7 protein-coding genes are annotated in these 12,577 nt (G+C 39.4%); 1 reads left to right on the forward strand and 6 read right to left on the reverse strand.

The genetic code is table 11. The features are described 5' to 3' along the window. Window positions 1-29 precede the first annotated feature (29 nt). Window positions 30-1,619 (reverse strand): NAD-dependent malic enzyme, encoded by a 1,590-nt coding sequence (locus J5M87_RS07000; RefSeq protein ID WP_154608466.1) that lies wholly within the window; start codon window positions 1,617-1,619, stop codon window positions 30-32. A gap of 65 nt (window positions 1,620-1,684) precedes the next feature. Then, window positions 1,685-3,595: a glucose PTS transporter subunit IIA gene (locus tag J5M87_RS07005; protein WP_154608467.1), complete on the reverse strand. Its 1,911-nt coding sequence runs from the start codon at window positions 3,593-3,595 to the stop codon at window positions 1,685-1,687. Window positions 3,596-3,631: 36 nt separating this feature from the next. On the opposite strand from J5M87_RS07005, the gene J5M87_RS07010 reads away from it, so the two are divergent. Next, a complete protein-coding gene (locus tag J5M87_RS07010) occupies window positions 3,632-4,513 on the forward strand; it encodes a MurR/RpiR family transcriptional regulator (RefSeq protein WP_154608468.1) in 882 nt (293 codons plus the stop codon). Here the strand turns inward: J5M87_RS07010 and J5M87_RS07015 are convergent. From J5M87_RS07015 to J5M87_RS07030, 4 genes are all read right to left on the reverse strand, one after another. Next, complete coding sequence (locus tag J5M87_RS07015) at window positions 4,510-5,919, reverse strand: family 1 glycosylhydrolase (protein ID WP_154608469.1); 1,410 nt, start codon at window positions 5,917-5,919, stop codon at window positions 4,510-4,512. The two genes, J5M87_RS07010 and J5M87_RS07015, sit on opposite strands and share 4 nt — an antisense overlap. A gap of 347 nt (window positions 5,920-6,266) precedes the next feature. Further along, a complete protein-coding gene (gene smc / locus J5M87_RS07020; protein ID WP_154608470.1) occupies window positions 6,267-9,800 on the reverse strand; it encodes a chromosome segregation protein SMC in 3,534 nt (1,177 codons plus the stop codon). A gap of 2 nt (window positions 9,801-9,802) precedes the next feature. Continuing rightward, window positions 9,803-10,489, reverse strand: a complete 687-nt coding sequence (gene rnc, locus J5M87_RS07025) for a ribonuclease III (RefSeq protein WP_154608471.1) — start codon at window positions 10,487-10,489, stop codon at window positions 9,803-9,805. 575 nt (window positions 10,490-11,064) lie between these two features. Beyond that, the gene (locus J5M87_RS07030; RefSeq protein WP_154608472.1) at window positions 11,065-12,126 is read right to left on the reverse strand and encodes a zinc-dependent alcohol dehydrogenase family protein; all 1,062 of its coding nucleotides are present in this window, start codon (window positions 12,124-12,126) and stop codon (window positions 11,065-11,067) included. Between the last annotated feature and the right edge of the window lie 451 nt (window positions 12,127-12,577).

The following is a 12,577-nucleotide window of genomic DNA, read 5'->3' on the forward strand; positions in this document are numbered from 1 at the left end:
TACCCACTACAGTTGACAAAGAGTCTTTTTTACCACTTCATATTAGTAATAGCAATTGGCATTTCTTCTAAAGTTTTTAACGAAAGCTTATTTTTCACAGCATCCATATAAACAGCTTGAGCAACACGATCTGAGCACTGTTTCAACTGAGTTATGTGTGGTAATAACCCGTCACCTGCTTTTTCATAAATATGCCAATCCGATATAGCATGTGCTGCTTCAAGTAGCATAGAATTTGTTACTGATTTAGCTTTTGCAGCAATAATTCCCAAACCAAGTCCTGGATAGAGTAGGGCATTATTAGCTTGGCCGATAGTAAATGTTGTTTCTCCGTATTCAAAAGGGGGAGTTGGACTTCCAGTCACAACCAGAGCTTTTCCGTTGGACCATTCAATAATATCCTTTGCTTGAGCCTCAGCAAGATGTGTTGGATTAGAAATAGGGAAAATGGCCGGCAATTCGTTATAGTGTGACATGCGTGTAACCACCTCTTGAGTAAATTTGCCTGCTTGACCACTACAACCGATTAGAACTGTAGGTTGAATAGCCTCTATAATAGATTCCAAATCCAATATCGCTTCACTATCTTTCGCAAATTCTTTCTGACCTAGTGTCACAGCCGTATCTGATGTCACAACCAAACCATTTCGATCCACTAAGAAAATCTGTTCTCGTGCTTCTTCCTCTGTCTGTCCACGGAAAATCAATTCATTTTTAAGCTGTTCAGCAATACCAACCCCAGCAGTTCCTGCACCGAAAATACAGATACGCTGTTCAGAGAATGGTTTTTCCATAACTTGTACAGCTTTATCAAAAGCAGCAATCATCATGATACCAGTCCCTTGTATGTCGTCATTGAAAGTCGTCACTTGATGACGGTAACGGTCTAAAATAACCTGTGCATTATCTCGCCCAAAGTCTTCCCAATGTAAAAGTACCCCAGGGAATTTTTCTTCTGCGATAGTGACAAATTGATCAATAAAGTTAAGATAGTCCTCACCTTGTTTGCGACTAGTTTTCTTTCCCAAATAATAAGGATTATTGAGTAATTCACTGCGGTTTGTGCCATTATCAATCACGACAGGTAATACACGACTCGGATTCAGGCCTGAAGCGACAGTATAAACTCCTAATTTGCCAACTGAAATCATGACACCATTAATGCCCCAGTCTCCAATCCCAAGTACACCTTCCCCATCCGTGATTACCATGCAATCTAAGACATCCATGTCCCGTGTAGCATTTTCAAGTGCAATCCCTATTTCTTCAGGGTGGTCAGTATCAAGGTATAGAGCACCTTGTGGCCATTTAAAATCACTAGAAAATTGTGTTACACTTTCCGCAATCGTGGGAGTATAAATGATAGGCATCAATTCAACAACATAAGCTTCTACTAATTTAAAGAAAAGTTGACGATTAGTATTATAAATATCATTCAAGAATAAGCACTTTTGGTAGTCTGTTTCAAGTATCTCTAGTCTCTCATAAAGCCGCTTTATTTCACTTTCAATCGATACAACTTTATGAGGTAACAGTCCAATAAGTCCGAATTCCTCTCTTTCAGTCTCTGAAAAACTCAAGCCTTTATTCAAAAATGGATTTACTAAATGTTTGTTCATACCTATCCCCAGTTTTTCTAAAATATTTAGATAGAACTGAGTTCTTTTCCCAGTTCTATCCATGATTAATCTAATTCAATAAGTTCTTGGCCAGCATTAACGAATTCTGTTCCTACAATATTGATATGTTCAAAAACACTTGAATTTGTCACTATAACCATTGTGGTATTATCTAAACCTGCATTCGCGATAACTAATGGATCAAATGTTCCAAGGATATCTCCTTTTTTAACAGTTTGTTTCGCAATAACTTTCTGTTCAAAACCATTTCCACCTAGTGAAACAGTATCAATACCAACATGAATTAGTACCTCAGCACCACTATCAGATTTTAGACCATAGGCATGACCAGTTTCAAATGCCATTTCAACCACACCATCTACTGGAGAATATACCGTTGTTGTAGCTTCAGAGGGTTTAATTGCGACACCACTTCCCATCGCTCCTGAAGCAAATACCTGATCATCTACATCAGACAGCGCTACAACCGCACCAGATACCGGAGCTGCAATTGAAGAAGCATTCGTATCAGATAAGACAACTGATGCTGTAGTGTCCACTTCTTCTGAATGAGTTGCTGAAGTTTCAGTAACGAGAATAGATTCATCAAATCCTAAAAGCATCGTGATAACACATGATGATACAATCGCAACAACTATTGCAATAATAATCGCCAAAATTGTTTTTTCAAAAATTGGAATCGCTAGGAGATTTGAATAGCCGTAATGGTAAGCCGTTGCACCAAGCAAACCAGAAACAACCCCACCAAGTCCTGCTCCTGCAATAACGCCATAAAGTGGACGTTTTAAGCGAAGATTGACACCATAAATAGCTGGTTCAGTAATACCTGCAACGACACATCCAAATGCCAAACTGAAACATTCTGCACGGAGAGCTTTGTCCTTAGCTCGCAATCCTACACCTAAAACTGCACCCCCTTCAGCCATATTATGGAGAAGATAGGCTGGTCTAAAGAAAGCATCATAACCTGGATCTACTACAGCTTGTGCCATAAATGGTGTTACGGCATGGTGCATACCTGTTAAAACAAGGAACGGCATAGATGCTGCTAATAATCCAACTGCTACAGGACCAAAATTAGTTGATGTCCACAAAAAGAATTCTGCAACATAACCACCTACAAAATAGCCAAGAGGAGCCAAAACTGTTACACCTACTACATAGGTTACGGCAATAGTGAATACACCAACAAAGATTGAACGTAACAGACTTGGAATAATTTTTGTAAATAATTTTTCACAGCGATAGGCAAAATAACTAATTAAAAGTGCCGGAAGCAATGTACCTTTGTAAGAAACCAGTAAGATTGGAAGCCCTAAAATACTTAAAGGTGTTTTATCCGTCACTGCTTGGACAAAAGTTGGATAAATAAGACTTCCCATGACTGCCATACTATACAAAGCTGTACCACCTAACTTAGTACTCGCACCATAAGCTACGAAGATTGGCATGAAATAGAAAGGTGCATCAGCTAACATACTAAGAAGATTATAGGTAGATGATTCAGCAAAACTTGGTAGAGCAAGTGTGATAAGAAGCAAAAATACTTTCAACATCCCACCCGCTACTAGAGCTGGAATCATTGGCGTTACTGCAGCAGAAACAAATGCAAGTAAATCTCCACCAATTTTTGATACTTTTGCTTTAAAACCTCGTACTTCCTCCGTCTCACTAGTTTTGAGAGTATCTTTTGATTTGTCACGAGCATCAAATTCTTTTGATACAATATCATAAATCGGGATTAAGTTTTGAGCTAAAACAATTTGCAACTCATCTTTAGGAAAAACTACACCCATCACTGGCTTGGTATCTTGAATTTTATTGATATTTACTTTATACTTATCTTTAATAAATAATCTTAGTCTTGTCGAGCAGCGAGTAACGCTAGAAATATTTTCCAAGCCTCCTGCGTTCTCAATGATAATATTGGCGATTTCTTTATAATCATAGGCCATGTTCTCAGTCTCCTTATATATAAAATTGATAAAAATATGATCGAACAACTAAAAAATAGTAAACAATTAACACATACTGAACGAGATATTGCCAAATATATTTTGGAATTCCCTCGTATTATTATTGAAACTTCTTTGGAAGATTTGGCAGATCAATGCCATGTTTCTCAAGCATCGATTATTCGACTTTGCAAGAAAATGGGATGCAAAGGTTTTTCTGATTTTAAAACTAAACTAGCTTTGGAAATGACAACTATTAGTGAAACAAGTGAAGAAATTTCCATAGATTTACCATTTGATAAACCAGCAACCACACACGAGATTACAAATACCTTCTATAACATGTATAGTAAAACGTTGGACTATGAGTTCAAAAATTTAGATATTCTTCAACTCAGAAGAGCAGCTAAACTTCTGCAAAATGCAGATCTTATTCACATTTATGGCCGTGGTGAGTCACTGATTATAGCAGAAGATTTTCATTACAAAATGATGCGGATTGGATTTCATACTTCTCTAGAGACCCTAAATGGTTTCCAAGAAGCTCACAGTTTTTCAGTATCAGATACTCAATTAAAACAAGTTGCTATTGTCATTTCACAATATGTCAACAGTCTTCAAGTACAATATATTGTAGACGAGTTAAACGCAAATCAAATTCCATTTATTTTGTTGACTGCTACCCAAAATCCCTGGCCTTATGATATGCTTGCTGAAGTGACACTAAAAATCAATTCTCCTGAAAGCCGTCATAAGATGGGATCATTTGTCTCACGAAATGCAATGCTTTTCGTATTAGACTGCCTCTTCGCAGAAATATTTTCACTTAACTATGAACAAAATGTCAAAAATTTAAAAGAATTTACTAAACGGAAAGAGCAACGTAATTATTATTATAGGTCAAATATTGATAACTAAATATTATTTCCATTATGTTTAATCAAATTAGCGTACCAGTCAAAGGACGCTTTTTTTCTGCGTTCCATTGTCCCATTACCATCATTGTCACGATCAACATAGATAAATCCATACCGTTTTTTCATTTCACCTGTGCCAGCACTAATAATGTCAATTGGTCCCCAGTAAGTATACCCCATGACCTCTACACCGTCACGAAGGGCTTCTTTGATCGATTTAACGTGTTCACGAACATAATCAATCCGATAAGTGTCATTTATAAAGCCGTTTTCGTCCAACTCATCAATCTGACCCAAACCATTTTCCACGACAAAGAGTGGGATTTGATATCTATCATAAAGCTCGTTCAAAGTATAGCGAAGACCTATAGGGTCAATCTGCCAGCCCCAAGGTGTCGTTTCAAGATAAGGGTTTGGTGTTCCTTGGTCTCCACCAGTATCACCGTAGAAAGGTTGACCGTACTCATGTGTTGACGTCCGATAGTAGCTAAATGCTAGAAAATCTACCGTATGTGCAGCGATTAATGCTTCGTCACCTTCTTCAAATATGACTGCAGCACCTTCTTCTTCCCAAATTCGGTTGGCATAACTTGGATATGCTCCTCTAATCATCACGTCCCCAAACATGAGTGAGCGACGACGCAATTCCATGGTTTCAAAGACATCTTCTGGCCGGCACGTATGCGGATAGACATTTGAAAGTGATAGCATTGCTCCAATTTGACCATCAGGAATAATTTCATGGAAAGCTTTTACTGTTAAAGCATTTGCGACAAACATATGATGACTTGTCTGGTAAATTAGCTGTTGCAAATCTTCACCTTCTTCTATGAAAATTCCTCCAGCTCCGCCTGGCATACGGCGCATATTATTGATTTCATTGAAGGTGAGCCAATATTTGACTTTATTTTTATAACGTTCGAAAACCGTTATTGCATAGTTGACAAAGAAATCAATCAGCTTACGATTGCGCCAGCTACCGTACTCTTTAACCAAGTGTACCGGTGTTTCATAGTGACTTAGGGTCACTAGAGGCTGCATCCCCAGTTTAAGCATCTCATCAAACAGATCATCGTAATATCGTAGACCAGCTTCATTAGGTTCTGCATCATCACCATTTGGAAAAATACGTGACCAATTGATTGAAGTTCTAAATACGTTGAAATTCATTTCTGCCATCATAGCTAAATCTTCTTTATATCGATGATAGAAATCTATCGCTTCATGAGTTGGATAAAATTTTTCTGGACTTAGTTCACGGTCATAGTCGTGCTTGATACCATGTGGAAAACCATTTGAGATATCTAATCCCTTTCCGTCAGCTAAATAAGCACCTTCGGCTTGATTAGCGGCAATCGCTCCTCCCCACAAGAAACCTTCTGGGAATTCATGGTGGTTTTGTCTCATAATTGTTACTCCATTCATTTGATAGCCCTAGTATATATTTTTGAAAACGATTACTCAATGCTTTACGTTCACTTAGAAATTTTTTATCAAATATTATTTCTATTTAACTAACATTTTGCAAGTTATCTTGCAAAAATAAAATTTAACGATTTGAAACTATCTAAACGATTACCTATTACGTTACATTAGGTCTACATTGCTCATTATTAATTACTAAGCAAAATAGATAAAAAAAGTTTAAAATTCATAAAAAACCCTTGAAACCAAGCGATTTCAAGGGTTATAAACCATTCTATTGTATCAAGTTCCTTATTCTGACTTCTGTTACGACTAATTTTATAGTCATACTACATACTTTCTAAATCTTTTAATTTGACAGAGACAATTTTTGATACCCCAGATTCTTGCATGGTCACTCCATACATGGCATCTGCTGCTGCCATTGTCCCTTTCCGGTGTGTCACCACGATAAACTGACTCGATTGATCAAAGCGGTTGAGGTAATCACCAAAACGTTTCACATTGGCTTCATCAAGCGCTGCTTCCACTTCATCCAAAATGACAAATGGAATGGTTTTGACACGAATAATCGAAAACAACAAGGCTAGGGCTGACAAGGCTTTTTCCCCACCAGACATCAAGTTCAGGGATTGAATTTTCTTTCCTGGCGGTTGAACAGAAATCTCCACACCTGCTGTTAGAATATCAGAACTGGTCAGAATGAGGTCTGCTGATCCACCACCAAACATTTGCTGAAAGGTTCGCTTGAAACTATCACGAATGGCTTCAAAGGTCTGCTTAAAGCGTGCTGTCACCTCTGTATCCATTTCATGAATGGTGTCCAATAAGAGATCACGAGCTGAAAGAATGTCCTCTCGCTGTTCTTTTAAGAAATGCAAGCGTTGCCCCACTTCTTCGTACTGTTCAATAGCTTCGATATTCACAGGCCCTAGGCTACGAATCGCTCGCTCCAATTCTTTTAAGGTCTGCTCAGCCTGAGTCAAGTTTTCCACTGAATCTGCTTTTTGGCTCGCTTCATCAAAACTCATTTTATAATGCTCTGTCAGATTGACCAACAAGAGTTTTAAGCGGCTAGCTTCTTGCTCATGGTCTGCCTCCAATTTAGCTTGCTTGCGAATAAATTCGTCATTTTTCAAACGCATCTGCTCCAAACGTGTAGCGATGTCGTCAAACTGACCTTCGATATCCTCTAGTTCGAGCTTCATCCGAACAAGCAGCTGATTGGTCTCATCTTGTTTTGCTTTTGCAGCAGATAATTGCTCTGTTAATACCTCTAAGCTGGTATCGTCCTGTGCCTCAATTTTTTGGTCAATAACTGCCTGTAATATCTCTATTTCATGCGTAAAATTAGCCTGTTCTTCCTGCAAGCGAGTTTGATCTGACTGAACAAAGCCTACCTCACTAGCCAACTGACTTTGAGTGACTTTGAGGCTAGACAGGCTATCCTGTAAAGTCTGTATTTGCTCTTGGATAGCATAGCGATTGGTCTTCATCTCCTCAATCTGCCCTGACAATGTCGTTTTCTTTTCGGCAAACTCGGACAATTGTGCTTGGTACTGGGCCAACAAGTCCTCTAAATCAGACAATACAGTCTGACTAGCCTGCCCTGATTGGAGCTCATAGAGGGCATCCAATTCCGCTACCTTCTCTGCTAGCTGTTCATAGGAAAGGCGAATTCGCTGTTCCACCAATCGTGCTTCCTCACCAGCCTCCTTGATTTTTTCCAAGGAAAGGCGAATCGCTTCCGCTGCTTCTTTTTTAGCCGCAACTTGCTTTTCTTGCTCTACTAGGGTTTGATGTAAGAGTCTGATTTCTTCTGCCAAGGCATCCAACTCTGGTTTGACAAAAGTTGTATTATTGGTACGGTTACTTCCCCCTGCAAAAGCTCCACCAGGGCGAATTTCGGTGCCGTCTAAGGTTACCAGACGCACTTGGAATTTGGTTGCCCTCGCAGCCTGATTGGCATGCTCGACTGTATCAAAAATCGCAATCGTCCCTAATAAATTTTGAAAAATAGCCTTTAAGCCTTCATCATAGGATACTAAATCACTAGCTAAACCTAAAAATCCTTTAGAAGATTGTAATTGACTGACGAGATGACTTGCTAACTGACGTGGTTTAATGGTCGTTAGTGGTAAAAAGGTTGCCCGTCCTTGGCGACCTTGTTTTAAGAAGGTAATTGCTGCTTTGGCAGTTGCTTCGTCTTCGACAATAATATGCTGGCTAGCACCACCCAGAGCAATGTCAAGGGCTGTCTGATACTGCATCTCAAAGGTGACATTGGCACTAACTGCTCCAATAATGCCACCGATTCTATCGGCTTGTTGCAAAACAGCTTTGACACCCGCATAGAAATTCGAGTGATTTTGCAAAATCGCTTCTAAACTAGCTTGTCGTGCCTTCTTTATTTTTACTTGATCTAACACATCAAACAACTGCGATTGACTTGCTTGATACTCCTGATCTAAGGCAACTAATTCTGTTTGTTTCTGCTGATAATCTGCTAATAGTTCTTGCAACCGTATCTCAGCTTCTCGTAGCTGAATCTCCAATTGGGATAAGTCAGACTGGTGTGTTTCCTTTTCCGTCAACAGGCGAGTCATTTCTTCCGATTGACTTTTAGAAAGGCGTTGTTGGTTGGCAAGGTCTTGCTCTACTTTCGCTAGTGCATTCGATAATTCTGCTTCATCTTGTAGCAAGCCAACATAGCGCTCTCTAAGACGATCCAATACTTGGTCTGGATCTTCAGAAAAGTTGGATAAGTCCTGCTCTTTTTCGGCAATTATCTGTTTAATCTGGGTCAATTCTTCCTTCAATTGCACTAAACGACTTGCCTTTTCCGCCAGTTCTTCGTTTGTTTTAATAGCTTTTTCTTCTACATCCTGTAATCTAGCTTGTGCTTCTTGGCGACTGGTTTCATTCTGGCTCGACTCCAGTTGGTGAACCGTAATCTTTCGCTCTAAATCGCTGATTAACTTGGTAACATCAAGCAATACGGCTTGTTCACGTTCTAGCTGCGCAGTTAACTGCTGTCTTTGCTGCTTCAAGCCCTGATTTTCTGTCTCAAGGCTATCTCTTTGTGCATAATAATGGGTCAAATCAGCCTTGACTTGAGTCAAATCAGCCTCTTTTTGATTAAGTAAAGACCGACCTTTTGCAATTTGAGCCACCAAAACATTCAAGTACAGCTTCTTACGCTCTTCATCCAACTCCAAGAATTTCTTTGCAACCTGAGCCTGTTTCTCTAAGGGCTTCACTTGTGTGTCTAATTCATAGATAATATCTTCCAAACGGTCTAAATTATCCTGAGCCTGTGACAGTTTGGTCTCTGTTTCTTTTTTGCGTGTCTTGTATTTGAGAACACCGGCCGCTTCCTCAAAGATAGCTCTACGCTCTTCCGGTTTGGAATTGAAAATAGCCTCTACACGACCTTGAGAAATAATGGAAAACGAATCTCGTCCAAGGCCCGTATCCATAAACAAATCATGGATATCCCGCAAACGAACCTTTTGCCCGTCAATCAGATACTCACTATCGCCTGAACGGTAAATATGGCGCTCTACCTTAATTTCTTTTTCCCGACCTGCGATAAAGCCACTACTATTATCCAAGGTGACAATGACAGAAGCATAATTGAGAGCTTTGCGGCTTTCTGTTCCAGCAAAAATCACATCTGGCATTTTGCCTCCACGGAGACTTTTGGCTGATGATTCACCCAAGGCCCAACGAAGACTTTCTGTAATATTGGATTTACCTGACCCATTTGGACCAACGACTGCTGTTACTCCTCGGTCAAAGACAACCTTTGTTTTATCTGCAAAGGACTTGAATCCTTGCATTTCAATCGACTTAAGATACATTCTTAGTTCCCTGCCTCTACTGCATTTTTCGCTGCAGCTTGTTCTGCTTGCTTTTTAGAGCGTCCCCGACCTCTGCCCAAGGCTTGATCATTCACCAACACTTCTACTTCAAAGGTTTTATCATGTGCCGGCCCTGATTCAGAAATGACCTGATAGCGAATAGCAATCTCTCCATTCACCTGCAGCATTTCTTGTAAGGCTGTTTTATAATCAGTTACCCGTTCAAAATTTCCAACTTCTAACTGAGGAATCATCACCTGATAGAGAAAGTCCTCCACGGTTTCAATTCCCTTATCTAGCAAAAGGGCTCCTAAAAAGGCCTCAAATAAATCGCCTAAAATGGTATCTCGATTGCGCCCACCTGATTTTTCTTCCCCTTTTCCCAAACGAAGGAAACGATCAAATCCACAAGCACGTGCAAAACCTGCCAAACTCTCCTCTCGAACGAAGGTTGAGCGCATTTTTGACATCTCACCTTCTGGAAATTGAGGATAGGTCTGATACAAATAACGGGAAATAATCAATTGCAGAACAGCGTCTCCTAAAAATTCCAAACGCTCGTTATGTGAAATTTTTAGAAGGCGGTGTTCATTGGCATAGGATGTGTGGGTAAAAGCTGTTTCCAGCAAGCTTACATCGGAAAAATCAATTCCAAAGTCCACAGCTAATTTTTTCTGTAATTGTTGCATAGTGACTCCTTTTTGTCTATCCCTCTTATTATACCACATTCCAAGCCCTTGTCAGTAAAACAAAGGCCAGTCTGTTCCCTACTTTCCCCTTCTCCCATAAAGAGCATACCGATGAGAAAGCAAAACTCGAAGCTTAGAGAACTGTTTTTCATCAAAGCAAGTCAAACTTGAAGTCTAGGGAAACAATTTTTTGTGAAAGAATGCAAGGCTTGAAATCTAGGGAAACAATTTCTCATCAAGAAATGCAAGACTTAAAGAATAAGGAAGGAGTTTTTCATCGAAGAAAGCGAGCAGAGAAAAAGAGAGTTTATTCCACATAATGGAAATAAACTCTCTTAATTTAATGACATGGGACAAAAGTTCCTGACCACATTATTTTTGTAGATGTAACAGTTTAGCACATATCAATAATCAGGGAATGACCATTGATACCTAAACTTGGAAATCAAAAAGCGAGGATTATCTGGTTTGTAAAACGCTGATAAGTCAACTTTCGATTAAAAAGAGGGTGGGACGACAAAATCGATTTCTACGAAATCACGATGGAGTCCCACTCCCTTATTTCCGACTTTTAACTATGCTTCTGGAGATATGTCATTTTCAATAATAACTTTAATCGCATGGTGATCTGCTGCTTTTGAGAAGACCTTGTAGGCTTCTTCAATTTCACTTAACTTGAAGTAGTGAGTGACTAATTTTTCAGGAGCAATCTTATGCGATTCCATCGCTTTCAACAATTGTGGTGTTGTATTGGTAGATACAAGACCTGTTGTTACATTGATGTTGCGAATCCATAGACGATCCAAGTCAAATTGAACTGGCACACCGTGCACTCCTGCATTGGCAATCGTACCATCAATAGCAATAATATTTTGACAGAAGTCAAATGTCGCTGGAATACCAACTGCTTCAATCGCTACATCCACACCACGTCCATCGGTTAAGTCAAAGATTTCTTGAATCGCTTTTTCTGTATCAGCTGAATTGACCTTATGTGTCGCACCAAATGAAAGGGCAGTATCCAAACGGTTATCATCCAAATCAACCATGATAATCTTTGCTGGTGAGTAGAATTGGGCAGTCAGCAAAGCTGCCAAACCAACCGGTCCTGAACCGATAATCGCGACGGTACAACCTGGCTCTACTTTACCTTTTAAAACACCAATTTCATAACCTGTTGGAAGAATGTCTGACAACATTACCAAGGCTTCATCTGACAAACCTTTTGGTGTGTGGTAAAGCGTATTGTCTGCATGCGGTACACGTAGGTATTCAGCTTGCGTACCATCAATCAAGTGACCAAAAATCCATCCACCTTCGTCTTCACAGTGAGCATAGATTCCTTTTCGACAATAGTAACATTTTCCACATGCACAGACACAAGAAACTAAAACCTTATCACCTTTTTTGAAGTTTGTAACGCCTTCACCAACTTCTTCAACAACCGCAATACCTTCGTGTCCTAAAATACGACCACTTTCAACGACAGGAACATCTCCTTTGATGATGTGAAGGTCTGTTCCACAGATAGTTGTTTTCAACATACGAACAACAGCGTCAGTCGGTTTGCGAACAACTGGTTTTTCGACATCAACAAAGGCTGCTTCGCCTGGTTTAACATATGTATAAGCTTTCATAACTTTCTCCATTTGTGAATATTTTTACCATGTTAGTATAACATACTATTTCTATTTTTTGCAAGCGCTTTCTTAAAAAATTCTTTGTTTTTTTTAAACAAAAAAGTGAGGGAGGTAGGCAAACGCGTAAAAAACCTACTAGAAACGGACTAGTAGCCTGACATACAAATTTTTCGCTTTGAGGGAGGTAGGAAGAAATTTTTTGTATTCTTTTGAATTTCTGTATGAGCACTCGAATGATGAAAGAAGAAACTTCGCTCCCCATCACTTTCTAGAATTGAATATGAGACAATCTTGGGAATTAAAAACGAACAAGTGCGTAATCAACCTTGATAACAAACTATTTTACTAAGATTGAACAGAAAATCTGGATTTATTTGCCCAGACTTATCTCCGCCTACTGGACTAATGAAGAAAAGCAGTTTACGCTAGGTCCTACTTCCATCCTAAA

The sequence above is a fragment of the Streptococcus sp. zg-86 genome (assembly GCF_017639855.1).
GTDB lineage: Bacteria > Bacillota > Bacilli > Lactobacillales > Streptococcaceae > Streptococcus > Streptococcus zhangguiae.